We start from the raw sequence: 22,514 nt of genomic DNA, 5'->3' as shown, positions 1-22,514 counted from the left end.
GATGCCGTACTCCGCCCGAAACTCCGCCCGAAGGGCTCCTACGAGGGACCGGGGCCAGGTCGCCATCGAGTACCTCGGCTTCCTCCCGATCCTGATCGTCGTCGCCCTGGCCGCCGTACAGCTCGGCCTGATCGCCTACACCGCCCAGCAGGCCGGCACCGCCGCCCGCGCCGGGGCCCGCAGCGCCTCCCTCGACGAGGGCGCCGGGCAGGCGTGCGACGCGGCGGTCAGTGACTGGCTGGCCGGCGGCACGGACTGCGGGGCGGCGGAGGGCGGCGACGAGGTCACCGTCACGGCCACCGTCGACATCCCCTCGATCGTCCCCGGCTGGGACTTCGGGAACGCCACCAAGACGGCCACCATGCCGATCGACCACTGACCGAGGAGCCGAGGACGCATGAGCCTGCGCGCACGCATCCACTCCCCCGAGGAGCACGGCAGCCGGGGCGAGGACGGACACCTCGTCGCCTCCTACCGGGCCAAGCTCCTCGAGGAGATCGACCTCGCCGAGATGAGCTCACTGGCGACGGCCGAGCGCCGGGCCCGCCTGGAACGCGTCCTCGGCCACATCATCAGCCGCGAGGGCCCTGTCCTGTCGACGGTCGAACGCTCCCAGCTCATCCGGCGGGTCGTCGACGAGGCGCTGGGCCTCGGCATCCTGGAACCCCTGCTCGAAGACGCGTCGATCACCGAGATCATGGTCAACGGCCCCGACGCGATCTTCGTCGAACGCGGCGGCCGGGTCGAACAGCTCCCCCTCCGCTTCGCCTCCAACGACCAGCTGATGCAGACCATCGAGCGCATCGTGTCGACGGTCAACCGCCGCGTGGACGAGTCGAACCCCATGGTCGACGCCCGACTCCCCTCCGGCGAGCGCGTCAACGTCATCATCCCGCCGCTCTCCCTCACCGGCGCGACCCTCACCATCCGCCGCTTCCCGCGCTCCTTCACCCTGCACGAACTGATCGGCCTCGGCTCGCTCGACGACCACATGCTGTACCTGCTGGCCGGCCTGGTGCAGGCCCGCTTCAACATCATCGTCTCCGGCGCGACCGGCACCGGGAAGACGACCCTCCTCAACGCCCTCTCCGGCCTCATCCCGGAGCACGAGCGCATCATCACCATCGAGGACTCGGCGGAACTCCAGCTCCAGCAGGCCCACGTGATCCGCCTGGAGTCCCGCCCGCCGAACGTCGAGGGCCAGGGCCGCGTCACCATCCGCGACCTCGTCCGCAACTCGCTGCGCATGCGCCCCGACCGCATCGTCGTCGGCGAGGTCCGCGGCGGCGAGTCCCTGGACATGCTCCAGGCCATGTCGACCGGCCACGACGGCTCCCTCGCCACCGTCCACGCCAACAGCGCCGAGGACGCCCTGATGCGGCTCCAGACCCTCGCCTCCATGTCGGACGTCGAGGTGCCCTTCGTCGCCCTGCACGACCAGATCAACAGCGCGGTCGACGTCATCGTCCAGCTCACCCGCTTCGCCGACGGCGCCCGCCGCATCACCGAGATCGCGCTGCTCGACAGCCATGGCGGGGAGCCGTACCGCCTGGCCACGGTCGCCCGCTTCGGCGCCCGCCCGATGACTCCCGACGGCCGTATCCACGGCGCCTTCGAGTACCACCCGCTGCCGCGCCGCACCGCCGAGCGCCTCTACATGGCGAACCAGCCCGTCCCCCAGGCCTTCGGCGTCGCCCACACCACCGACCAGCTCGCCACCCGGGAAGCCAGGTAGGACGGACCGCCCGATGGAACTCGACAACCTCGTCACCCTCACCACCGGCATCACGCTGCTGACCTGCGCCCTCGCGGTGGCCGGCGTGCACTCCTACGCCGCCGGCAAGGCCCAGCGCCAGGCCCTGGTGGACCGCCTCTCCGCCGCCGGACAGCTCCCGCCCGCCGGCCGCAGACGCCGCTTCCGCACCCTGGACCGCCGCCTGCGCCGCACCAAACTCGGCCGCAAGCTGGAACTGCGCCTGGCGGCGACCGGCCTGGACCTCACCCCCGGCGAGTTCTTCGCCTACATGCTCGCCACCGTCGCCGGCCTCTGGCTGATCGGCCAGGCCGCCCTGGCGCCCTTCTTCGGCCCGCTCGCCGGCCTGCTGGGCATAGGCGTGGCCGTCCAGTTCCTCAACTGGCAACGCCAGAAACGCATCGAGAAGTTCATCAACCAGCTTCCCGAACTCGCCCGCATCCTCGCCAACGCCACCCAGGCCGGCCTCGCCCTGCGCACCGCCATCGGCATGGCGGCGGAGGAGCTGGAGGCCCCCGCCGGCGAGGAACTGGGCAAGGTCGCCGACCAGCTCGCCATCGGCGCCTCGATGGACGACGCCCTCGGCGAACTCGCCGACCGCCTCCCCTCCCGCGAACTCGTCGTCCTGGTCACCACCCTGGTCCTCTCCAACCGGGCGGGCGGCCAGGTCGTCAGCGCCCTGCGCAACCTCACGGAGACCCTGGAGGAGCGCAAGGAGACCCGCCGCGAGGTCCGCACCCAGCTCTCCCAGGTCAGCATGACCTCGTACGCCGTCCCCGTCCTCGGTGTCGGCTCGTTGTTCCTCATGAACGGGGTCAAGGACGGCGCCCTGGAACGCATGACCGGCTCCCCGGCCGGCCAGGTCGCCGTCGTCGTCGCCTTCGCGCTCTACGCCGTCGGCTTCGTCCTCATCCGCCGCCTGTCCCGCATCGACGTCTGAGAAGGGAGCCGCAATGGGTATCGGACTGCTCCTCGCACTGCTGGCGGCCCTGAGCGTGTGGGGCGTCTTCGCCGGCATCCGCATGTACCGGGCGGAGGCGAAGCTCCCCGGCGACCTCGCCCTCGCCCTGGAGGTCGGCTCCACCCGCACCGGCGCCGTCGACTCCCTCGTCGACCGCATGGGCATGCGCTACGCCCCCGCCGTACTGCGCGTCATGGGCCCCGCCCTGGTCGCCAAGTACCGCCGCAGGATCGACCTGGCCGGCAACCCCGGCGGCCTCACCATCGACCGCTACGCCGCCCGCCGCGCGGTCTACGGCTTCCTGGGCGCGGTCGGCTTCCTGGTCTTCCTCCTCCGCGGCCAGTTCGTCGTCGCGCTGCTCCTGCTGGCCTTCGGCGCCTTCTGGACCGAGGTCGGCATCTGGTCGGCGATCCGCATCCGCAAGGACGAGATCGAGCGCACGCTCCCCGACTTCCTGGACGTCCTGGCGGTGGTGGTCAGCGCCGGCCTCGGCTTCCGTCAGGCCCTGGACCGCGTGGCGACGCGCTACGAGGGCCCCTGGGCCGACGAACTGCGCATCACCCTGCGCCAGATGGACCTCGGCATGGGCCGCCGCCAGGCCTTCGCGGAACTGCGCCGGCGCAACGACTCCGAACAGGTGGCGATGTTCGTGACCGCACTCCAGCAGGGCGAGGAACTGGGCGCCCCCATCGTCGACACCCTGGTCTCCCTGGCCAAGGACATGCGCCGCACCGACGCCCAGAACGCCCGCCGCAAGGCCGCCCGCGCCGTCCCCAAGGCCACGATGATGATCACGACGTTCATGGTCCCGGCCACGATGCTCCTCCTCGGCGCGGGCCTGATCCTGGGCTCGGGAACGGACTTCGGAACGATCACGGGCGAGTAGCCGCCCGGTACGAACGAGACGAACGAGACGAACAGCGCACACGGGACATGGGTGAGCAGGGAAGGAGGACGAGCACGGCATGACGATCACGAACCCACCGATGACACTCCCGACTCTCCCACCGGGATGGGAAGCCGCACCGCAGCCGCCGGCCACCACCCCCGCGGGGAGCCCCTCGATCGCAGGGCAGGCGCCCCCACCCGCGCCCCCACCCGCGCCCCCAGCCATCCCCGTCCAGGTGAACGCCCTGCAAGCCCTGTGCCGACAGGTCTTCGGCTTCCGCCTGGCCATGATCGCGGTCGCCGCCCCCGCCGCCCTCCTCAACGCGGGCCCCGGCCTGGGCGTCAAGCTGGTCGGCGCCGCGGTGGTCGTCACCTTCATGGGCTCGTACGTCCTCTTCCGGGACTGGGAGCGATTCGGCCCCCTCCTCCTGCGCCACCCCACCCTCCTGGCGGTGGACACCCTCTTCGGCTTCCTGCTCCTCATCTCGGCGGGCCCGGACACCACGCTGGCATACGTCAGCGTCTGCACCCCGCTCCTGGCCGGCCTGGCCTATGGCTGGCGCGGCGCGGCGTTCTTCGCCTCCCTCCAGATCCTGCTCCTGCTCCTGCTGCACGCCACGCTGAACGACGACCCACCGCACCCCGACCCGGCGGAGTCACTCCTCCTGCCCGGCCTGTGCGTCATCACCGGAGCCATCGGCTCCACCCTCCGCAACCTGCTGCTCCGCTTCGGCGCCGCCACCCGGGCCCTGACCGAGGTCCAGGCCCGCCTGGCCGTCACGGAGGCGGTGAGCGCGGAACGGGCCCGCCTCGCCCGGGAGCTGCACGACTCCGTGGCCAAGACCCTGCACGGCGTGGCCCTGGCGGCCGAGGGCCTGGCCGCCACGGCGAGCAACGACGCCATGGACCCGGCAGTCGCACGCCGCCAGGCCGAACTGATCGCACGTTCGGCCCGCAGGGCGGCCGCCGAGTCCCGAGAACTCCTGACCGACCTGCGCCGCGAGACGGACCCGGCCCACGGCACGGACGTACGCGCGGAACTGGCCGCGCGCGCGGCCGACTTCACGACCCGCACGGGCGTCCCCGCCACGTTCGCACACACGGAAGCTGTACCCGTACCCCCCATCCCTCCCTCCGTGGCCCGCCAACTCCTCACGATCGCCTCGGAGGCGATGGAGAACGCCCACCGTCACGCGTCACCGACCCGAGTCGAGGTACGCGCGGGCGTCCACGGCGGCCACCTGCGCATCACCGTGTACGACGACGGCAGCGGCCTCCCGGAGACAACGAGCCTGGAAAAGCTCCGCAAGGAGGGCCACTTCGGCCTGGTCGGCATGGTCGAGCGGGCCGCCTCGGTGGGCGCCCGCATCCGCATCGGCCGGGGCGAGCACGCGCACGGCACGGAGGTACGGGTGGACCTGCCCCTGGCCGCGCTGACACCGGCCGGGAGAACCCCGTGACCACCACCACACCACCGCTCACGTCAGGAGGGAGGCCCCCAATGCGCGACGACGAACCCCTGCCGGCCACCACCACCCCCGACCCCCCTGCACCGCTACGGGTCGTCGTGGCGGACGACAACCCGGTCGTCCGCGCCGGCCTCACCGCCCTGCTCTCCGGCCGCGCGGACATCACGGTCGTGGCAGAGGCCGCCGACGGCCGCGCGGCCTGCGACGCCGCCCGGCTGCACCGCCCCGACGTGGTCCTGCTGGACGTACGCATGCCCGGCGTGGACGGCATCTCGGCCCTCCCGTACCTGGTGGATATCGCTCCGGTGATGATGCTGACGTACAGCAGGGAGTCGGACATCATCCAGGAGGCCCTGCGACGCGGGGCGGGCGGCTACCTGGTCCACGGCGAGTTCACGGCGGAGCAGCTGGTGACGGCGGTACGGGACGTCAGACAGGGCAGGGCCCATGTCACGCCGACGGCGGCGGGGGCCCTGCTGGAGCAATTGCGGGGAACACCCGAAGCGAACGCGACTGCACACGCACGGAACGAGTCAACGCCCGCCACAAGACAACCTACATGGCCTTCTCTGACTCAAAACCTTTCGCAACTGCAACCATCTATGGCAGAGTCTTCCTCAGGTGCTCCCGACAGGTCGAGGTTCCAACTGAGCGCGAGGGAGGGGGAGATCATGGATCTGATCGCGTCCGGCATGAACAACCAGCAGATCGCCGGCACCTGCTTCATCAGCGAGAAGACGGTCAAGAACCACATCAACCGCATCTTCGCCAAGCTCCACAGCACCAGCCGCTCAGAGGCCACCGCCAAGTGGCTGGGCCTGGGGTGACCGCGATGAACAACCGCCGCCAGCTCCGCGATTGGGCCCCCGATTGGGCCCACGGGCCCTCGGCCCCCAACACCCTCCCGCCGTACCTTCCAGACGACCACCGCGGCACCGCCCACCCTGGAGGGGAACACCATGACCAACTGGCTCCACACCATCGCCGCCCACCTTCAGACCCGCACCGCCCGCGACGACGAGGGGCAGACGGCGGTGGAGTACCTGGGGATCATCGCGGTGGTGGTGGCGATTGTGTTGGCTATTACGGGGACGGATATCGGGGAGACCATCTACGAGGCGATCACGGATCAGATCGACGAACTCATCGGCTGACCTCGCAGCCTCACCGCAACGACGCAGGGCAGGCCTTCCCCATCTACATCACGGTGGTGGCGGGTCTGCTCTTTCTCGCGTTCGCGTATCTCGCGGTCGGTCAAGCCGCAGCAAACCGTAACGGAGCCCAAACTGCGGCCGATGCGGCGGCGCTCGCGGCGGCGCAGGAAACCAGGGACCAGCTGGCTGGTGAGTGGGCGGAGAACGTGGGAGATCCCACCTCTTGGGACACCATTTTCGACGGAGCAGTGACCGGCCTCGACGATTCATGCTGGCGAGCGGATCAACTTGCAGCGGAGAACGAGGCGCACGTCGACGACTGCACGATGGACGGTCCGCTCCGGTACTCGGTCGAGGTCACGTCGGACGAGCCGGTCGGGGACTCGATAGTGCCGGGCACGGAGGACCGCTACGCGCAGGCGTCAGCTGTCGCGGTGATCGAGTCGAACTGCACGTTCGAGCTTCCCGAGGGTGGTGCGGAAGCTGGTGATGTGCTCCCGAGGCTCACCTGCAAGGAGCGGTCCTGGGACCTAGACCTGGACGATCTTCCCGAGTTGCCAGAACCTCAGGAGCTGTTCGACGTGCACCTGGCCGACTGACAAGCGCGCGACGAGAGACGAAGGAAGCGGAGTCATGAGTATTCGGTTCACGGCGAAGGTCCGCAGGGGGGTGGCTGCGTTGACCGTTGTAGCCGGACTGTCCCTAGGCGTTGCCGGGTGTAGTGGTGGCGGCAACGACGATAAGAAGCCGGAGGCGTCGACCTCTGCCTCCTCGGGTGGCGAGGCGGGCCCCAGCGCCCAACAGGGTTCTGACGAGGCCTTGGCCGAGGTCAAGGGGGAGGAGGGCCTGGTCCTTACGATCGACTCCGCAGCCAGAGACGCGGGCGGATTCGTGACCGTAAGCGGCGAAATCAAGAACGACGGAGCTGAAGCGACGCGTGTGCCGATTCGGACCAGGGGCGACGAAACCGAAATCATGCGGCACGGTGCGTCGCTCGGTGGAGCAACCCTCGTGGACTCCGGCAACAAGAAGCGCTACTACGTCTTGCGTGACACCGACGGCCGCCCTCTGACGACCACGGATATGCCCCGCATCAAACCCGGCGCTTCCATTCCCGTCTTCATGCAGTTCCCGGCACCACCTGCCGACACGACGAAGGTCACCTTCCAGCTTCCGACCTTCGCGGCCGCTCCCATTGAGATCTCCGGGTGAGGCCACCGATGCTCCACAACCGCCTGACAGTGCTCCTCACTGCCTCCCTGCTCATCGCAACGGGCATCGTGGGGACAACGTCGGCCCACGCCGCCGACGACGACCCGAACGACCCCCCAGGCACCGACCCCTCCGCAGCCGCCCCCGTAAAGGTCGACCCCGCCGACCCGGACCTCAAGCTCCCCGACGGCGCCACGCTCGCGCAGGCGAAGGTGCTGGACATCAAGTCGGTCGTGGAGGACCAGAGCGGTGACGAGCGCCGCGAGGACACCAACACCAGCGTGACCTTCGCGCTACAGGCAGAGGTGCTGTTCGGCAAGGACAGCGCGAAGCTCGGCGCCGAGGCCAAGTCCCGGATCACCGGTATCGCCGAGGAGATCAAGACCCAGAACGCCACCCGCGTCCGAGTCTTCGGCTTCACCGACAACCTCGGCTCCTCGGCCCACGGCGACGTACTCTCCAAGAAGCGGGCCAATGCCGTACACGACATCCTCACCGAGACCCTGAACGACGCCGGCATCACCTACGAGGTCCGCGGCTACGGCGAGCAGTACCCCATCGCCGACAACTCCACCGAAGCCGGCCGCAAGAAGAACCGCAGGGTGGAAGTCTCCTTCCCGCGCACGGAGAGCTGACCGCACTCAGAGGAGATGATCCGCCTTGCCCGCCTTGATCTCCAGGATGAGCGACCGGAGGGCCGCGTGGTTGTCGACGAGCGGACGGTCCTCCTGCCCGGCGACGGCGATGTAGGCGTTGCCTTGGTCGTCCGTGCCTATGCGGAAACAGTTGTTGCCCTCACCGCAGAAGGGCTCTTCCCAGTCGATGCCTGACACAGTGGCCATCTCCTCAGAGTTCACGGGCAACACGGCGGATGAGATCACGCGACGCTGACGCTGACAGCGCGGCGTCCTCCATCCATCCCAAGTGGGCACGGTACTTGGTCAGCTGGGCTTCCGCGCCGGTGAATTCCGGCCCGTGTGCGGAGTCGAGTTGAACGGTGTCGAGTTGGGGGACGGCGCCATGGGCGTAGAGAAGCGCATGCCCAGCTCCCGGAAAGCCGTCCACATACGTGGGGATCACCCGAACCTCAGTACTCCGCTGCTCGGACCGTTCCACCAGGTGCTCCAATTGCTGACGTGCGGTCTCGCGCCCGCCATAGGGCATGCGCAGTGCGGCCTCGTGGACGTAGGCGAGGTACGACAACGGCTGTCCGCGCGAGAACACCTGTTGACGCTGCATGCGATGGGCCACGCGCAGCTCCACCTCGAGTCGGCTCAGCGCGGGGAGGACGGCGGCGAAGACGGCGCGGGCATACTCCTCGGTCTGCAGCAGCCCTGGTACGTGCATGACCTGCGCGGTCCGTACTCGCGTCGCGTGCCACTCGAGCTGGGCGATGTCCAGAAGCCCAGCCGGCAAGGTGCCCCGGTGCTGTTCCCACCACCCACGTTCCTTGTCCTCGGCTATGGCGACCAGCGCTTCGACGTAGTCCTGGTCCGCACATGAGAAATTGCAGGCAAGGGTGCGGACTCGCTCGCCCGAGAAGGGGCGGATCCCCGACTCCATGTTGGACAGCCGGGTCCGGTCGATGCCGAGAAGCCCGGCGGCGTACTCCGTGGTGACGCCGGACGCGAGCCGCATCTTCCGCATCTCCGCACCCAGGCGCTTCTGTCGCTCTGTCGGCGTACTTCTCGTGGCCATGCTGCCCTTCTCCGCGCGTTCGAGGCCTCAGTCTGCCGACGCATGGCAGGCAAGTCCACCACGCTAGGGGTAATTATCTCTAGAACCGTGGACACGGTGACCCCACCGACTCTACGTTCAGTCACGGAGTGAACACGCAACGCTCGTCCCGGAAGGGCATTCGCACGTGCCTGCCTGTGTCCTCCTGCCCTGGGAGGGCGGACCGTGTCAGGGAGACGAGCCACCGGGCCGACGACAACCATCACCCTCGAACCGAGGAGCTGCCATGCCTCCGTCCCTCACGACCTGCCTGGGGCAAGTAGCCACGGCCCACCCCTCCACCCCACCCGCACCGGAGAACCTGACCTACAGCCTCACTCTCCCCGCCGCCCCGCAGAGCCCGGCCATCGCTCGCGCGGCGACCCGCACCATCCTCCAGGCGCACGACCTGGAGAACATGACGGAGGCCGCCGTACAGGTCATGAGCGAACTGGTCACCTGCGCCTGCCGCTTCACCCCCACTCCCGAGGTGTACATGGCCCTGCGCTACCGCGACGAAGCACTCTGCGTCATCCTCTACGACGGCCACGCCCGCCACACCCACCCCCGCCTCGCGGCCGCATGCGAAGCCCGGCGCAGGTCAGCGCTCAGGGTCATGGCCTGCGTCGTACGAGCCTGCCAGGGGGACTGGGGCTTCGGCGACGCTCGCGAACCCGGTGGTGGCACGCGGATGTGGGCCGTGCTGCCGAAGGACAGAGCGCGCTACTACCTGGTGTGAACCTTGCCGTCGGCCGTGGGGGGGTTCCCGCCTGTCCATGGCCGTCGGGGTAGTGAACGCCTCGCACACATCGGGCGGACGTGTATCTTCGACGCCCCCAACGCGGTCATGGAGGCCAACGGACACCGGACCGGTCAAGCAGCCGCTGGTACGCCGCACGGCGACGGCGCACGAAGGCGCGGGAAACCGCCAACGCAATGAGCAGCGCCGCGACCATGCTGGCCGCGACACGCAGTCCGGTCCCGTGCAGCTCGCCGTTCACCAGCAGGAAGAGCAAGAACGCCCCGGGGATGCCGATGAGCCACGGACGCATACGCTGCTGCCCCAGCGCACCGTAGTAGTCGATGGCGATCCGGGCATGTAGCAGCTTGACCTCCTTGCGTGCCTTCGGCAGCGTCAGTATGGGCACGGGCCATGCGCGCATACCGGGCAGCCGACCGCCGTCGAGGGCGCCGGGAAAGCGCTCCCTCGTACGAGCGGAGCGCTCGCGCGCGTCTGGCAGTGGCCGGAAGACGAAGAACGGTGTTCCGAGGTCCCGCAGTTCAGGATCCAGGCCGGAGTAGAGGTAGCCGTACTGCTCGGCGATGTACGCGAACTGCGCGAACTTCCACAGCGACGGCCACGGGACCTCTGTCGTGAAGGACACCTCGGCCTCGTCCGAGACGCTCGAGACGTGACGAGACCCGTGAGGCCGACCACCCCCTTCGGTCTCGGCCAGGAGCTTCCTGAGGTGCCGTCGGAGGCTCACGTTTCTCCTGTTCCTGTTTGCCCGACCGGGACGTGTGCCAGACGCTGCGAAGGTACTCAAGCCCGAAGGTGCGTCAAAGCATGTGTTCCCCGCTTCACCCTGCCTGCTTCACGGCCACCGTTCCTCCTCCTCCGGCTATCACCGCGCGCCCCTCGGGAGCGATCGCGTACTCGGACCAAGCGGGTCACGCATTCCTGGCATCAGCGGACTCTGTGACGCCTGGCATGGTGTCCGAGTGGCGAGGGAAGCATGGGCGGGGAGGGCTGAGGTAGGTCGACGAGAGGCCAGCCGCCCTACTGGGATGACATGGTGGGGAGATCACTGTGGCAGCGACGTCAACGGCCCGGCTTCTCGCCGTCGCGATCCTGTTGTCCTTGGCGACGGCGACCGGTTGCGGCGACTCGGGCGAGGCCGACGGAACGCCCTCGAACGGTGCCCGTACGACAGAACCTGGCGCGTCACGACCCTCTCAGCCTGCTCCCAGTCCCCCCGCCACCACGAAGCGGCCGGCGCCGCCGCCGTCGGCCGCGGATGGCCGAGACTTGGATGCCTGCAAGGACGGTGACTGCCAGGTCCTGGTGACCGAGCCGGTCACGATCCGGTTCAAGGGACCTACTGGCATGGCGGTGACGCTCGACGTGACGGAAGTCGGCCCGAACGAGGTCGCCTACGCGGTGAAGTCCCCCCAAAGCCAGTCAAAGGGCAGCGCCCGTGGCCCGGGGCAAGGGTGCATCACCGTCCTCCGCACCAACGGAAGCGGCAACTCCTGCGGCGGCGTGGGCAACGACCATGCCAGGCCGAGTCCCCCTGCTGACGCCGTGGTGATTCAAGCAACGGCGGGAGAGGATGGCACGGCCGTCCTCGACATCGTCTCCGGCTGATACTTCGGAGAAACCGGCCGACCGCCCTGCAATGGCCTCGCGGACAGCGGCAGGCAGCTGTGGGGCATGACGACGCTTCGGCGGGCAACGGCCGTGGAGGCGGTCCAACTGGTGTTCGCTCGATGCCCCTGGATAGCCTTGCTCGCTTGAGGGGAGCCGCCACATATCAGCTGAGGCGCCGATCCCCTCGGTGAGAAATAGGGGCGAAGTCATCGATGGATGTCGGCCTGAGCAGCACGTCGTGAGTGTGGGAAGGGGGAGCTCGTGAGTGATCTGACCGCTGACTATGTGGTGTTGAACCGAGTGAGACACAATCTCGACCACATAGCGGAGCTGATGAAGAAGCCTGGTCGGGAGATGGCAGAAGTGACTGGCGACTCCATGGGAGTTCCGGAGCTCGCCAGGCGCATGGACGACTTCGGTGACGAGTGGTCGTACGGGATCAAGCAGCTCACGAAGTTCTCGGAGAAGGCATCCAAAGCGCTTCTCACGGTCAAAGAGTCCTTCGAGAAGTTGGACGATGAACTCGCCGAGGCGAGGGTTTGTTCCTTGCCCGGGTGATCAATCGATGGCCGACGACGTCGCCAAGACAGTGCGCAGGACGGCGAAGGCTCTCGATGAGATATCCCAGGTCCTGCACGGCACTGGTGTGGGGGACTGGAAGGGAAAGGCGGCGGAAGTATTTCGAGAGAAGTTCGATGACGAGTTCCGCCCGCGCATGGACGATGCGCGTGATTCCTTCCGTGATGCTGCGACCATCCTTGAGGACTGGGCTGCCCACATGGAGGCCAAGCAGGCGGACGCCGTGCGGCTGGAGGCGCGGGCAGCCGAGGTCGATGAGCAACTGAGTAAGGCGCGGGCGACGGCTGACAAGCTCAAAAACGCGGATGATAGCAAGAAAGATACCCAGGACCACAAGGACAAGGTTCAGGACGCAGGGCGAGAGGCGAACGCCAGGAATCTTGAACTGGAGGAGATCCGGCGGCAAGGTCGCAAAATGTCCGGGAATTAACAGGCGTACGGCAAGGATATAGCGGACCGTCTGAAGAAGGCCATGGACATCGCCCCGAATGAGCCAGGCATGTGGGACAAGCTCGGAGATGCCATCGCTGATCTGGGCGAGGCCCTGGCCGACCTTCCGGGCCAGGTCGGGGAGCTCCTGGCCGAAGTAGGGGAATGGATCAAGAGCCACGCCGACTGGATCACCGTCGCTGCTTCTGTCATCGGCGTTGTCGCCATCTTCTGTCCGGTTCTCGCTCCGTTGGCCATCGGCCTGAGTGCGGTGGCGTTTGCCGCTCATGCTTCGGCCTACGGCGTGGAAGGACTCTGGCCGCCGACCGGTGAGCGGATCGGGAACTGGCTCACACTGGGCGGTGACGCGCTCGGCATGGTGCCCGGTGTCGGAGCGGCATTCCATGGTGTTAAAGCGGGCGTCAAGGCTGGACGTGCCGCTGGAGGCGTTGTCGCCGGTACCAAGGTCGGCATCAAGACGGCTGGTGCCACAGCCAAGAACCTCATGAAGGCGGCCGACCCCGTCGTCAAGGTGATCGATGCTCCCGTGATGGCTGTCGCCGGCAAGTTGGGTGTCTCGCGTGGCGCCGCTCTCACGGCTACTGAAGGTATCCAGGCTGCTGCGCAGCTCGCATGGACAGCGCCTACCGCGATCAACGCCTACGAAACGAGCGCCGGCCGGTACGACGCCGCTACCTGGGGTACCGGGGTGGCCAACATTGCCACGGGCGGGGGAGGCGGCAAGGTCGGCGGGATAGTTGCTGTAGGCAGCGCCATCGGTCTCGGCGCCTGGGAGCTGACGGACTGATGGAACATACTGACACGTCAGCCACAATCGCGGCTCCGATGACAACTGTTGCTCCTGCCGACGCAGCCGACTTCTGGTTCGAGTTGCCCCCGGGTTTCATGGAGTTCGATCTGAGCGAGGAAGCCGAGTCGCGCTTGTTGCGGATGACGGAAGTGGCTGACCTGGTCTTCGGTGGCGCCACGCCGGAACAGAAGTTCAGCGTCGTGGTGTCCGGTGAGTACATCCTCCAGACCATGATCGCCGGGGGTGCCGAGCATGTCTCAAGCTGCTTGCTGCGCATGCCCGGTGACACGCTGTCCCAGGGCACGCTCTGCGTGATTGTCGAACGAACGGATACTGGCCCGCAGAACCAGGACAGACAGGGCTCCGCGAAGCGTACGGCCACCCAATGGCGCAGTCTGTACCCGGATGCAGAAGTCGGGCTCGTCATGTTGCCGTACGGCATTTCAGCCGTTTGTATACGTGACTTGAACCTCCAGATACCCGGCGTCCTCTTTGGTCTGGACTGGCGATTCGCGGAGAACGTGATCGAGGAAGTTCCGCACGACTGAGGGACAGAGTGGATTGATCACAACCGCTGCCAGTGTTGGCTGGGCACCTCCCGGGCTCGTCGTCAACAGGTGACGCGCCCTGGGCAGGGCGCACCCGCGAGCTAGGGGCGTCAGAAAACGAGCTGACTCGGGTGATCGAAGCAGATAGCGTTCTGAACGTGCCGGAGATCCCCCAACCGCCCCACCGCCTCACGACTTACGCGTCATTGACGGGACAGGCCTCCAGTGTCCCCGCCATCCTGGGCCTCGTCCTCAAGGGTTCCCACGCACACGAGGGCATGGTCACCGTGCGCTCCGACCACGACGTGTACGCCATCGTCTCCGACGAACAGGAAGCCGCCCTCGCGGGCTTCGGGGACTGCCGTACCGCCGATCTGGACCTCGTCGTCACGACGGTGGAGGGCTTCCGACAGCTCGATGGCCTGGAACGCTACGGAATCGCTCGCGGCCGAGTGCTCCTCGACCGGCTGGACGGTGAGATCGCGTCGATCGTCGCCGCGAAGGGACGACTGGAGGCCGAGGAGGCGTCCCGCGCGGCAGCCGCCTGGCTCGACGCCTACGCGAACTCGCACTACCGGTCGGTGAAGAACGCCCGCGACGGCCAGCCGCTCGCCGCCCACCTCGACGCGGCCGACAGCATCGGCTTCCTGCTGGAGTTCCTGTTCGCTCTCGACCGCCGCCCCCGTCCGTACAACAAGTACTTGACCTGGGAACTCGAAAGGTTTCCACTACCGCGCTGGGACGCGTCCGAGCTCCTGGCCACGATCGGCCGGATCGCGGCACACGGCGACGCGGGTCTGCAACGACAACTGTTCGGCCAGGTCGAAGCGGTGGCACGAGAGGCCGGCCATGGACCGGTCCTGGACGACTGGGGCGAGGACCTGGACTTGATGCGTCCTCGCCCATGACCTGGAAAGAGGAAAATGCACAGAAGCCGCGTGTACGCCGTTCTGATCGACGCACCTGAAGAGGAGGCGGCTCGGGCAGCGGACTTCTGGGCGGCGGCACTCGGCGTGGCGGCCCGCCCCTTCCCTCCGCAACCGCAGTTCACCACGCTTCACGAGGCGCTGCCCGGGCTGGTCACCGCGGTGCAGGCAGTCGACGACGCACCCCGTATCCACCTGGACATCGAGACCGACGATCCCGAAGCGGAGGCCGCGCGTCTGACCGCCCTGGGCGCGGAGCAGGTCTCGCAGTGGGAGGAGTGCCGCGTGCTGCGGGTCCCCGGTGGCCACCTGGTCTGCGTCCTGCCCGTGGAGAGCGAACCCGACGTGTTCCTGGCGCGGGCCAACACCTGGCCGTGAAGAAGCACTGCGGCCCGGGGCCCTGCCCTGACCGCCACGCACAGCAGACCGGCTCACGCCTTCGCCGTCCCCACATCCCCTCCCACGACCTCCACCCCCACCCGCACGCCGGCTCGAACGCCCCACCCGGCCATCGCCCCGGCCTCCGCCTCCAACACATGCCGGGAACGCACCCGGGGAAGCCCGAGCCTGCCCGGCCGCATGGTGCGCACCGCGATGACGACCAGCCGCCGGTCCAGGTAGGCGACGTCGATGGGCATCCGCATGCGGAAGGTGTGCACGCTGTTGGCAGGCGACAAGAGCATCGCCCCGTCGAGCGAGTCCCGCCCCAGCAGCCCTCGCGTGCGGGCACGGTACGACCCGGCGATCTCCAGCGGAACGCGGACAGCTCTGCCCTCGTGTCTCTCCCCACCCACGACCAACTCTCCGACACCGTCCCGCCATCGCCGCCCCATACCGAACTCCTCCCGCACCCCGCAGTTCCGCTGCCCCGGCCGACCGACCGAACGTATCGGTCACGACCCGACCGCGTGGCTCCTTTGCAGCCGCGCTCACGCGTTACGCAACCGTTACTGCCCAAGAAGGCACACGTAAGGCTGATTTGAGTCCCGTGAGCTCCGCGGAGAGACAGGTTTCGCCCTGGTGCCGCCGTGATCCCCTGGATAGCGTGGCTTCGCTCGAGAGAAGCCTCGCCCCACCAGGAGCCGACCGTGATTCGCCGCCGACCCACCCTCCTCACAGCGCTCACGCTGACCGCCTCAGCGGCGCTGACGCTGTCCGCGTGCGGAAGCGAGGACAGCGCCTCCGGCGACAATGACAAGATCGCGGGGGCGGACACGGGCAGTGAGACCTCGGCCTCCCCCAGCCCTAGCGCGTCGGACACCGGCGGCCGCCCGGAGATCACCTTCCCGGCCGACGCCAAGAATGTCTTCGACTATCAGAAGACCGGAGACGCGGCGAAGGATGCTGTCCTCGCGGACAGCACGTTGAGTGTCAACTCCGTAGACGAGGCCATCTTCAAGGCCAGCACGGACACCAAGGCCCTCGGCTTTTACAACGCCGAGTCAGCCCTGAGCGACTCGATCACGTATGTCAATGGGTACGTCGACAAGAAGCGCACGTGGGTCGGTGAGACCCGGTACTTCGACTACAAGGTAAACCTCGTCAAGGACGACCAGGCATACGTGACCTACTGCTCGGACGAGAGCAAGTCATTCATCAAGGACAAGAAGACAGGCAAGGTCGACGATACGCCGACGACGGCGGACAGCTACGTCCTCTACAACACCAAACTCGCGAAGAACGCAGAGGGCGTTTGGCAGACCACCGACATTGCGTCGGAACGGGGGAGCAAGGCGTGCCAGCCGTGAGGAACAGCCTGAGGGTCGCAACTCTTGTCGCGCTTGCCAGCGTTCCGCTGATCGCGGCCCCCACCGCGCTCGCCGGCGGGCGTGGTGAAGGCGGCACCCGCGGCTCCACGGAGCAACAGGCCGAAACGGACGGTAAAGGCACCGTTTCGGTCACCGTAGGAGGCGTCGTCTTCGACCGTTCGAAGAACGGCAGCGGAGACTCCGTCGGGGCCTTGACGTCATCCACGTCGTGGAGTCCGCCACCCTGTTGGTACGCCCCCAAGTACACCCCGGAACAGCTGCAGAACTACCTGGAACCCATCTGGGAAGCAGGCTCCACGGGGCACCAGTGGGATGCCGAGCAGCGGGAGAAGTACAACGCCAACGACGAGGAAAAGGGCTTCAACAAGGACAAGGCCGGCGAAGGCTACTGGTGGGACTCGTACGTCAACAAGAGCTACCCACCCGGCTGGGACTCTTGCGACAAGGACTACTTCTGGGTGGACACGGGTGACGCCCCTCCCGCTGACATCGAGAACGCGGTAACCCCTGAGATCCTCGCGGAACTCGCCTACGCGGAGATCCGTGTCCCCGGCACCGAGGTGACCCTGGCCCCCGACGAGGCAACCAAAGTGAACCTCCCGACGTGGGCATGGCTCGACGGTGCCGAGTTCAAGCCGGTCTCCGTCACCGCGTCCGTGGAGGCGATCGGTATCGAGGCGACGGCCACGGCGGAGCCGGTCTCGCTGCAGATCGAGCCGGGCACGCCGGACGCGGAGGTCTACCCGGCCTCGGGTGTCTGCGAGATCAATGACGGCCGCATCGGTGAGCCGTACGAGAAGGGCAAGGCGAACGACACACCGCCGTGCGGAGTGAAGTACCTCCGCTCCTCGGGCGACGGCACGTTCCCGCTGCAGGCGACGGTCACTTGGGAGATTCACTGGACCGGCAGCGGCGGTGCGGGCGGTGACCTTCCCGACGGCACGTTCGGCGCCACACAGGACGTCGTCGTCCAGGAGATCCAGGCCGTCAACCGCTGACGACGGCGCCAGCCCTCTGTGCGTAAGAGTCCCTGCGCACGCCACGAAAACCAAATGGTGTCGTTCCCCTCTTCGGTGTAGGTGGACCGGAGAGGGGACGGACACATGGCGGGGCGGCTTGCCGTGGACGGTGACGAGCTCGGGCGCTTTATGAAGTCGCTGAGGAAGTCGTCGACATCACTCAAAGGGGTCCGCAAAGCGTTGTCGGACGCGAGCATCACCGGCCTCGGCACCGACGACCTCGACTCGGCGTGCGAGTACTTCCAGGAAGACTGGAAGTACGGCTCCGAGGAGATCGGCAAGCAGACGGAGGATCTCGCCGACATCATCGGCAAGAGCAAGGACAGCTACCTCGAGGTCGACAAGGCGCTTGAGGAGGCGGTACGGAAGTCACGCGAGGCCGAGGGCGGCGGCAAGAAGTGACCGCCACCGCCGGACAGGACCAGGACGGGGCCGCCCTGGACCCGCGTTCCCGGGCCGACCTGGGCAAGCCGCAGGGCCTCAAGTCGGCGCCGTGCATTCCCAACCCCGACTACCCGCACCTCGGCTTCGACCCCGTACCGGGCGACACGGAGTCCGTGCGGGGTTTGCAGAAGAAGCTCAGCGGTTGCGCCAAGGTGCTTCAGGACACCTACGACACGGTCACCAAGCTGCTGGACGGCAGCTACTGGAAGGGCGATGCCGCGGTCGCCTTCCGCGAGCAGCTCGACGGCGGCCCACTGCCGCTCAACCTCAAGAACGCGGCACACTCCATCCGCAAGGCGGCCACGCAGCTGAGCCGCTGGGAGGGTGAACTCGACGACTTCCAGCGGCGTGCCAAGAGGCTGGAGGAGGAAGCGAAGGAGGCCCGGGCCGCGGTCGACCGTGCGCGGGGGCGTGCGGACGAGGCGGGTGAGGATCCCGGCCTCAAGGCGGAAGGCGCCGACCGTGAGGCCGCGCAGAAGGCGCTGACGCGCGCCAACGGTGACCTGGACGACGCCGAGACCGAACTGCGGAAGATCATCGGCAGGGCGAAGAGCCTGGCCGAAGAGCACGAGGAGAAGGCCGGGTACCGGGCCGGCAAGATCCGCGACGCCACGGAGAAGCTGGCGCCACAGGAGCCAGGGTGGTTCGACGAGGCACTGGACTGGCTGGGCGACAACCTGCCGGACATCCTGAGCTTCACGGCGGGGCTCATCGGTGTGGTGGCTCTTCTCTTGTCGGGACCGCTGGGGTGGGGCCTGGCGACCGCAGCGGCGCTGATGCTCACGGCTTCGGGGTTGAGCCTCACAGCACTTGCTCTTCGGCTGAGCGACCCGGAGATCCGAGCTTCGCTAGTGGACGGTTTCACTAAGGGAGAGTTCGATGCCGACTTCTGGAGCAACGCTGTCTCGGTGGGGGCGGATTCTGTGGGCGCGTTGCCAGGACTGGGGGCGGTGGTGAACGGCAGCATCAAGGCCACTCGCGCCATCCGGACGGGTAGTCAGTCGATCGGGTTCTGGCAGAAGGCAGCCACCTACGGGTCGAAGTCCTTTGAGGAAGCAAGACACGTTGCTGGACTGGAAAATCCGCTCGTCGCGCGAGCTGTAAGTGGGTTCAGCGATCCTGATAAGGCGGCAAACGCCGTAGTCGCGACGTCAGCTGTGACCGGCGTAGTCACTGGTGGTTTTGGCTTGTACAGCAAGGCAGTTGATGCGGAGGAAGACGGTATCAAGAGTGGCACTGTCGCGGGAATCGACGGATCTCGTCTCATCCTCGATAGCGGCGGGATCATTGGTCTGGTCCGACACGTCTTCTGAGGCCATTGAGTGGAGAATTAAACTGTGCACGCTACCCTCTGCCCTTCTGCCTGGGGCCATCCTCCGACGCGACGGTTCTGGGCCTGGCACGTGTTGAGTAATGTCCTCGCAGCTTTAGGTTGGGCCGCCTGTTGGATTCTGCTACTGGGTATCTCTACCTATACGCCTCAATGGGTGGTATGGGTTTTCATGCCGTACTTTATCTACGGTCCTTATCGAGTGGCTGCCCAGGTGAAGAACGTCCTCGGAGCGTTGATGATGCGGCGAATTCTGCGTACGTACTCGTGGCGGATCATGCGTGATGTGCCGCGGGGTATCGTCGATCGGCCAGAGGTAGAGGGTAGTCAATTCGGATGGTTTGAGTTCCCTAATCCGGCGTGTGAGGGTCAGTGGCTTCCGATGGTCTTCTCGACGCACCTCCGCACTCGGTGGTGGGTCAGACGCATGGTTCCTCGTGCGAGCCCTCGCTTGAAGGCGCAAATCGAGACGGTCTGGTTCGCCGGTGACTGCCGTTTCGTTGGGGTTGTGGCTGCTCCCGCTGGGAAGGGCACCACACCTCGACGCCTGCACATTGTCGAGCAGCGAATCGATGAGCGGAGTGGTCAGCGGTTCAGTGACTGGTGCGCGACGGCAGATGACATCGAGCGTGGCCGACGCGCGGGCGTACGCCCGGTCGCTCCTCGGACCGCTGAGAGAAGGTTGCCGTGAGTGCCCCGCCAATCATCCTTCACGAGTCCGTCGAAGACCTCTGCGCGGAGCTGTGGTTTGCCGAACCAGCCGGTTTCATGGCACTTCCATTGGACGTCCTGCTTGCCGAGCCTGATTCGTCTGCCGCCGTGATGATGCAAGAGACTGTCGCTCCCTTGCTCGAATCGATGCCGGATGGCGTACAGCGCGAACGCTTCATTGCACAGTTCGCCGCAGGACAGCAGATGTTGGCAGCCCTATGCGAAGCAGGCACCGTCTTTTGTTCGCTGGGCTTACATCGCGACGACGTCGATGCAACCAATGTGGGTTCCCCTCTGCTCTCCCTCTTCACCATCTCCTGGCGTGAAACGAGCGTGGCTCCGCGCGGTGTCACAGCAGCGCTGGCGGTCACATCGGGCAAGGGACACACACATGTCACCCTCCTCGAACTGCCGTGCGGGCCGGGTGTTCTGAGCGAGACCGCGCTGAAAGGTGCCGAAGGAAGCGGTCTCCCGCCGCAGCCCCTACTCCAGATCCACGCCCACCTCCCCCACCCCGACTGCACCCGCCTCGCCGTCCTCACCCTCAGCACCACAGCCACCGCCCGGAGGGAGGAGTACCGGGCGATCCTGCGCCAAGTGGTGGAGACGGTCCGTTTCGAGAAGCCCTTGGGGGACGCCCCGTAAAGCGGTTGTCCGGTGGGCGGAGGCGCGGGTAGGAAGACCTTCATGGCCCCCACGACCCCCATGACGATCGCACTCGGCGCCGTGTTCCGCCCCCAGCTCGCCCCCGAGCGGCTGCGTGCCGTCGCTCGTGTCGCCGACGAGGCGGGGCTGGAGGAACTGTGGCTCTGGGAGGACTGCTTCCGTGAGGGTGGGATCTCCACCGCCGCCGCCGCGCTCGCGTGGACCGAGAGGGTGCGGGTCGGGGTCGGGCTGTTGCCCGTGCCCCTGCGGAACGTGGCGATCACCGCGATGGAGGCTGCCACCCTGCACCGGATGTTCCCCGGCCGCGCGATTCTCGGCGTCGGCCACGGCGTGCAGGACTGGATGGGGCAGGTCGGGGCGCGGGTGGAGTCGCCTGTCACCCTGCTGAGGGAACACCTTCTCGCCCTGCGGGCCCTGTTGGCAGGGGAGCGGGTGACGACCGAGGGGCGGTACGTCCGGCTCGACGGCGTGGCGCTGGACTGGCCGCCTGGGCAGGGCGTCGACGTGCTTGCCGGTGCCACCGGCCCGCGTTCGCTGCGGCTGGCCGGTGAGGCCGCCGACGGGACCGTTCTCACCGCGTCCACCCCGCCGGACGGCGTACGCCGGGCCCGGCGGCTGATCGACGAGGGGCGTGCGGCGGCCGGGCGGACGGACGCGCACAAGGTCGTCGTCTATCTGCTCGCCGCCACCGGGGCCGGCGCCCACGAGCGGGTGCGGGCCGAGCTGGTCGCCGAGGGGGACGAGGGGGTTCCGGGTCTTGGTGTCGCGGGGGACGCGGAGGCCGTTGCCGGCGCCGTACGGCGGTTGGCCGAGGCCGGTGCGGACTCCGTGATCCTCCAGCCGACGGGTGACGAGCCCGATCCGGAGGGCTTCGTACGGTTCGCCGCCGAGGAGGTCCGCCCCTTGGTGGCGTGAAGCACCGCTCCCCGACCCACACACGTACCGACACCGATGGGACTCCCATGGCACCCCCAACCCCCGGCACCTTCGACGACCTCGTAGCCGAAGGCGCCGCCGTCCCCACCGAAGGTTGGGACTTCTCCTGGTTCGAGGGGCGGGCCACCGAGGCGCGGCCCTCCTGGGGGTACGCCCGTTCCATGGGCGCGCGGCTCGCCGGGGCCGGTGCCGTACTGGAGGTGCAGACCGGGGGAGGGGAGGTGCTGGACTTCGCCCTCGGGGCAGCGGCGCCCGGGCGGCCCGACCTCCTCGTCGCCACCGAAGGGTGGCCGCCCAACGTCGCGAAGGCCACCGAACTGCTCCGCCCCCGCGGCGTCCCCGTGGTCGCCTCGTCCGACGACGCGCCCTTCCCCTTCGCCGACGGGGCTTTCGACCTGGTCGTGAGCCGGCATCCCGTCGTGCCGCACTGGTCGGAGATCGCCCGGGTCCTCGCGCCCGGCGGTACGTACTTCGCCCAGCATGTCGGGCCGGCGAGCGTGTTCGAGGTCGTCGAGTTCTTCCTGGGGCCGCAGCCGGAGGAGAGCCGGAACGCCCGGCACCCCGACCGGGAACGGGCCGACGCCGAGGCTGCCGGGCTGGAGGTCGTCGACCTGCGGGCGGAGCGGCTGCGGATGGAGTTCCATGACGTCGGGGCCGTCGTCCACTTCCTGCGCAAGGTCGTGTGGATGGTCCCGGGGTTCACCGTCGAGGCGTACCGGGACCGGCTGCGGGAGATGCATGAGCGCATCGCGGCGGAGGGGCCCTTCGTGGCCCACAGTGCGCGGCACCTCTTCGAGGCCCGGAAACCGCGACAGTAGGGGT

General features: G+C 67.8%; 29 protein-coding genes. 25 read left to right on the top strand and 4 right to left on the bottom strand.

Annotated elements, in window-relative coordinates:
* Position 1 precedes the first annotated feature (1 nt).
* The 10 genes from AMK11_RS07945 (at position 2) to AMK11_RS07900 (ending at position 8,072) form a co-directional block, all read left to right on the top strand.
* A complete protein-coding gene (locus AMK11_RS07945; RefSeq protein WP_073724647.1) occupies positions 2 to 379 on the top strand; it encodes a TadE/TadG family type IV pilus assembly protein in 378 nt (125 codons plus the stop codon).
* 18 nt (positions 380 to 397) lie between these two features.
* On the top strand, positions 398 to 1,735 hold the full coding sequence (locus tag AMK11_RS07940; protein WP_073724645.1) for a CpaF family protein: 1,338 nt from the start codon (positions 398 to 400) through the stop codon (positions 1,733 to 1,735).
* Positions 1,736 to 1,748: 13 nt separating this feature from the next.
* A complete protein-coding gene (locus tag AMK11_RS07935; protein ID WP_073724643.1) occupies positions 1,749 to 2,693 on the top strand; it encodes a type II secretion system F family protein in 945 nt (314 codons plus the stop codon).
* A 13-nt stretch (positions 2,694 to 2,706) separates the two neighbouring features.
* Positions 2,707 to 3,600 carry a DUF5936 domain-containing protein gene (locus AMK11_RS07930; RefSeq protein WP_073724641.1) on the top strand — a complete coding sequence of 298 codons (894 nt, stop codon included), beginning with the start codon at positions 2,707 to 2,709 and terminating at the stop codon, positions 3,598 to 3,600.
* 79 nt (positions 3,601 to 3,679) lie between these two features.
* Complete coding sequence (locus tag AMK11_RS07925) at positions 3,680 to 5,062, top strand: sensor histidine kinase (protein WP_079187303.1); 1,383 nt, start codon at positions 3,680 to 3,682, stop codon at positions 5,060 to 5,062.
* A gap of 41 nt (positions 5,063 to 5,103) precedes the next feature.
* Complete coding sequence (locus AMK11_RS07920; protein WP_073724639.1) at positions 5,104 to 5,898, top strand: response regulator; 795 nt, start codon at positions 5,104 to 5,106, stop codon at positions 5,896 to 5,898.
* Between the two features lie 132 nt (positions 5,899 to 6,030).
* Positions 6,031 to 6,225, top strand: coding sequence for a Flp family type IVb pilin (locus tag AMK11_RS07915; RefSeq protein WP_073724637.1), 195 nt, complete (start codon positions 6,031 to 6,033; stop codon positions 6,223 to 6,225).
* The gene (locus AMK11_RS07910) at positions 6,222 to 6,824 is read left to right on the top strand and encodes a pilus assembly protein TadG-related protein (protein WP_073725668.1); all 603 of its coding nucleotides are present in this window, start codon (positions 6,222 to 6,224) and stop codon (positions 6,822 to 6,824) included. Before AMK11_RS07915 ends, AMK11_RS07910 begins: the two co-directional genes overlap by 4 nt.
* A 34-nt stretch (positions 6,825 to 6,858) precedes the next feature.
* Positions 6,859 to 7,437, top strand: coding sequence for a hypothetical protein (locus tag AMK11_RS07905; RefSeq protein ID WP_073724635.1), 579 nt, complete (start codon positions 6,859 to 6,861; stop codon positions 7,435 to 7,437).
* An 8-nt stretch (positions 7,438 to 7,445) separates the two neighbouring features.
* The gene (locus AMK11_RS07900; RefSeq protein ID WP_073724633.1) at positions 7,446 to 8,072 is read left to right on the top strand and encodes an OmpA family protein; all 627 of its coding nucleotides are present in this window, start codon (positions 7,446 to 7,448) and stop codon (positions 8,070 to 8,072) included.
* 6 nt (positions 8,073 to 8,078) lie between these two features.
* Here the strand turns inward: AMK11_RS07900 and AMK11_RS07895 are convergent, their stop codons facing one another.
* Both AMK11_RS07895 and AMK11_RS07890 read right to left on the bottom strand, forming a co-directional pair.
* The gene (locus tag AMK11_RS07895; protein ID WP_107429653.1) at positions 8,079 to 8,270 is read right to left on the bottom strand and encodes a hypothetical protein; all 192 of its coding nucleotides are present in this window, start codon (positions 8,268 to 8,270) and stop codon (positions 8,079 to 8,081) included.
* Between the two features lie 13 nt (positions 8,271 to 8,283).
* Positions 8,284 to 9,135 carry a helix-turn-helix domain-containing protein gene (locus AMK11_RS07890; protein WP_073724629.1) on the bottom strand — a complete coding sequence of 284 codons (852 nt, stop codon included), beginning with the start codon at positions 9,133 to 9,135 and terminating at the stop codon, positions 8,284 to 8,286.
* 265 nt (positions 9,136 to 9,400) lie between these two features.
* Here AMK11_RS07890 and AMK11_RS07885 point away from each other — a divergent pair, with 265 nt between their 5' ends.
* Positions 9,401 to 9,892 carry a sensor histidine kinase gene (locus AMK11_RS07885; protein WP_073724627.1) on the top strand — a complete coding sequence of 164 codons (492 nt, stop codon included), beginning with the start codon at positions 9,401 to 9,403 and terminating at the stop codon, positions 9,890 to 9,892.
* A 106-nt stretch (positions 9,893 to 9,998) separates the two neighbouring features.
* On the opposite strand, the gene AMK11_RS07880 is transcribed toward AMK11_RS07885, so the two are convergent.
* Positions 9,999 to 10,538, bottom strand: a complete 540-nt coding sequence (locus AMK11_RS07880) for a hypothetical protein (RefSeq protein WP_241846917.1) — start codon at positions 10,536 to 10,538, stop codon at positions 9,999 to 10,001.
* Between the two features lie 680 nt (positions 10,539 to 11,218).
* Here AMK11_RS07880 and AMK11_RS38380 point away from each other — a divergent pair.
* The 7 genes from AMK11_RS38380 to AMK11_RS07845 all read left to right on the top strand — a co-directional run bounded on the left by AMK11_RS38380 (position 11,219) and on the right by AMK11_RS07845 (position 15,195).
* Positions 11,219 to 11,521, top strand: a complete 303-nt coding sequence (locus AMK11_RS38380) for a hypothetical protein (protein WP_241846916.1) — start codon at positions 11,219 to 11,221, stop codon at positions 11,519 to 11,521.
* Positions 11,522 to 11,785: 264 nt separating this feature from the next.
* On the top strand, positions 11,786 to 12,082 hold the full coding sequence (locus tag AMK11_RS07870) for a hypothetical protein (protein ID WP_073724621.1): 297 nt from the start codon (positions 11,786 to 11,788) through the stop codon (positions 12,080 to 12,082).
* Positions 12,083 to 12,089: 7 nt separating this feature from the next.
* Complete coding sequence (locus AMK11_RS07865; RefSeq protein WP_073724619.1) at positions 12,090 to 12,533, top strand: putative T7SS-secreted protein; 444 nt, start codon at positions 12,090 to 12,092, stop codon at positions 12,531 to 12,533.
* Between the two features lie 42 nt (positions 12,534 to 12,575).
* Entirely contained in the window at positions 12,576 to 13,340 is a 765-nt protein-coding gene (locus AMK11_RS07860; protein WP_143194565.1) for a hypothetical protein, read from the top strand.
* Positions 13,341 to 13,378: 38 nt separating this feature from the next.
* On the top strand, positions 13,379 to 13,891 hold the full coding sequence (locus AMK11_RS07855; RefSeq protein ID WP_073724615.1) for a hypothetical protein: 513 nt from the start codon (positions 13,379 to 13,381) through the stop codon (positions 13,889 to 13,891).
* Between the two features lie 158 nt (positions 13,892 to 14,049).
* Positions 14,050 to 14,799: a hypothetical protein gene (locus AMK11_RS07850; protein WP_241846915.1), complete on the top strand. Its 750-nt coding sequence runs from the start codon at positions 14,050 to 14,052 to the stop codon at positions 14,797 to 14,799.
* A gap of 30 nt (positions 14,800 to 14,829) precedes the next feature.
* The gene (locus AMK11_RS07845) at positions 14,830 to 15,195 is read left to right on the top strand and encodes a VOC family protein (protein ID WP_241846914.1); all 366 of its coding nucleotides are present in this window, start codon (positions 14,830 to 14,832) and stop codon (positions 15,193 to 15,195) included.
* Positions 15,196 to 15,248: 53 nt separating this feature from the next.
* Here the strand turns inward: AMK11_RS07845 and AMK11_RS07840 are convergent, their stop codons facing one another.
* The gene (locus AMK11_RS07840) at positions 15,249 to 15,650 is read right to left on the bottom strand and encodes a DUF192 domain-containing protein (protein WP_073725666.1); all 402 of its coding nucleotides are present in this window, start codon (positions 15,648 to 15,650) and stop codon (positions 15,249 to 15,251) included.
* 255 nt (positions 15,651 to 15,905) lie between these two features.
* Between AMK11_RS07840 and AMK11_RS07835 the strand changes: the two genes are divergently transcribed.
* From AMK11_RS07835 to AMK11_RS07805, 7 genes are all read left to right on the top strand, one after another.
* Positions 15,906 to 16,565 (top strand): hypothetical protein, encoded by a 660-nt coding sequence (locus AMK11_RS07835; RefSeq protein WP_073724609.1) that lies wholly within the window; start codon positions 15,906 to 15,908, stop codon positions 16,563 to 16,565.
* The gene (locus tag AMK11_RS07830; protein WP_073724607.1) at positions 16,553 to 17,584 is read left to right on the top strand and encodes a hypothetical protein; all 1,032 of its coding nucleotides are present in this window, start codon (positions 16,553 to 16,555) and stop codon (positions 17,582 to 17,584) included. The genes AMK11_RS07835 and AMK11_RS07830 overlap by 13 nt, the downstream gene beginning before the upstream one ends.
* 201 nt (positions 17,585 to 17,785) lie before the next feature.
* Entirely contained in the window at positions 17,786 to 18,007 is a 222-nt protein-coding gene (locus tag AMK11_RS07825) for a hypothetical protein (RefSeq protein WP_241846913.1), read from the top strand.
* Positions 18,004 to 19,362 (top strand): putative T7SS-secreted protein, encoded by a 1,359-nt coding sequence (locus tag AMK11_RS07820; protein ID WP_073724603.1) that lies wholly within the window; start codon positions 18,004 to 18,006, stop codon positions 19,360 to 19,362. Before AMK11_RS07825 ends, AMK11_RS07820 begins: the two co-directional genes overlap by 4 nt.
* Before the next feature lie 704 nt (positions 19,363 to 20,066).
* Complete coding sequence (locus AMK11_RS07815) at positions 20,067 to 20,735, top strand: hypothetical protein (RefSeq protein ID WP_073724601.1); 669 nt, start codon at positions 20,067 to 20,069, stop codon at positions 20,733 to 20,735.
* Between the two features lie 42 nt (positions 20,736 to 20,777).
* Positions 20,778 to 21,671 carry an LLM class flavin-dependent oxidoreductase gene (locus tag AMK11_RS07810; protein WP_383583139.1) on the top strand — a complete coding sequence of 298 codons (894 nt, stop codon included), beginning with the start codon at positions 20,778 to 20,780 and terminating at the stop codon, positions 21,669 to 21,671.
* Positions 21,672 to 21,718: 47 nt separating this feature from the next.
* A complete protein-coding gene (locus AMK11_RS07805; protein WP_073724599.1) occupies positions 21,719 to 22,510 on the top strand; it encodes a class I SAM-dependent methyltransferase in 792 nt (263 codons plus the stop codon).
* The last annotated feature ends 4 nt before the right edge of the window (positions 22,511 to 22,514 follow it).

Origin of the sequence: Streptomyces sp. CB02414, assembly GCF_001905385.1 — a bacterium.
Lineage (GTDB): Bacteria > Actinomycetota > Actinomycetes > Streptomycetales > Streptomycetaceae > Streptomyces.
Note: the sequence above shows the minus strand (reverse complement) of the source record. Positions and strands in the feature narration are given on the sequence as shown.

What these genes read in the sequence shown, in the direction of transcription:
- AMK11_RS07855 (WP_073724615.1), top strand. Translation starts at nt 13,379, where the DNA reads ATGACAACTGTTGCTCCTGCCGACGCAGCCGACTTCTGGTTCGAGTTG.
- AMK11_RS07945 (WP_073724647.1), top strand. Translation starts at nt 2, where the DNA reads ATGCCGTACTCCGCCCGAAACTCCGCCCGAAGGGCTCCTACGAGGGAC.
- AMK11_RS07860 (WP_143194565.1), top strand. Translation starts at nt 12,576, where the DNA reads ATGGACATCGCCCCGAATGAGCCAGGCATGTGGGACAAGCTCGGAGAT.
- AMK11_RS07915 (WP_073724637.1), top strand. Translation starts at nt 6,031, where the DNA reads ATGACCAACTGGCTCCACACCATCGCCGCCCACCTTCAGACCCGCACC.
- AMK11_RS07810 (WP_383583139.1), top strand. Translation starts at nt 20,778, where the DNA reads ATGGCCCCCACGACCCCCATGACGATCGCACTCGGCGCCGTGTTCCGC.
- AMK11_RS07905 (WP_073724635.1), top strand. Translation starts at nt 6,859, where the DNA reads ATGAGTATTCGGTTCACGGCGAAGGTCCGCAGGGGGGTGGCTGCGTTG.
- AMK11_RS07865 (WP_073724619.1), top strand. Translation starts at nt 12,090, where the DNA reads ATGGCCGACGACGTCGCCAAGACAGTGCGCAGGACGGCGAAGGCTCTC.
- AMK11_RS07920 (WP_073724639.1), top strand. Translation starts at nt 5,104, where the DNA reads ATGCGCGACGACGAACCCCTGCCGGCCACCACCACCCCCGACCCCCCT.
- AMK11_RS07935 (WP_073724643.1), top strand. Translation starts at nt 1,749, where the DNA reads ATGGAACTCGACAACCTCGTCACCCTCACCACCGGCATCACGCTGCTG.
- AMK11_RS07925 (WP_079187303.1), top strand. Translation starts at nt 3,680, where the DNA reads ATGACGATCACGAACCCACCGATGACACTCCCGACTCTCCCACCGGGA.
- AMK11_RS07900 (WP_073724633.1), top strand. Translation starts at nt 7,446, where the DNA reads ATGCTCCACAACCGCCTGACAGTGCTCCTCACTGCCTCCCTGCTCATC.
- AMK11_RS07885 (WP_073724627.1), top strand. Translation starts at nt 9,401, where the DNA reads ATGCCTCCGTCCCTCACGACCTGCCTGGGGCAAGTAGCCACGGCCCAC.
- AMK11_RS07840 (WP_073725666.1), bottom strand. Translation starts at nt 15,650, where the DNA reads ATGGGGCGGCGATGGCGGGACGGTGTCGGAGAGTTGGTCGTGGGTGGG.
- AMK11_RS07940 (WP_073724645.1), top strand. Translation starts at nt 398, where the DNA reads ATGAGCCTGCGCGCACGCATCCACTCCCCCGAGGAGCACGGCAGCCGG.
- AMK11_RS07930 (WP_073724641.1), top strand. Translation starts at nt 2,707, where the DNA reads ATGGGTATCGGACTGCTCCTCGCACTGCTGGCGGCCCTGAGCGTGTGG.
- AMK11_RS07805 (WP_073724599.1), top strand. Translation starts at nt 21,719, where the DNA reads ATGGCACCCCCAACCCCCGGCACCTTCGACGACCTCGTAGCCGAAGGC.
- AMK11_RS07890 (WP_073724629.1), bottom strand. Translation starts at nt 9,135, where the DNA reads ATGGCCACGAGAAGTACGCCGACAGAGCGACAGAAGCGCCTGGGTGCG.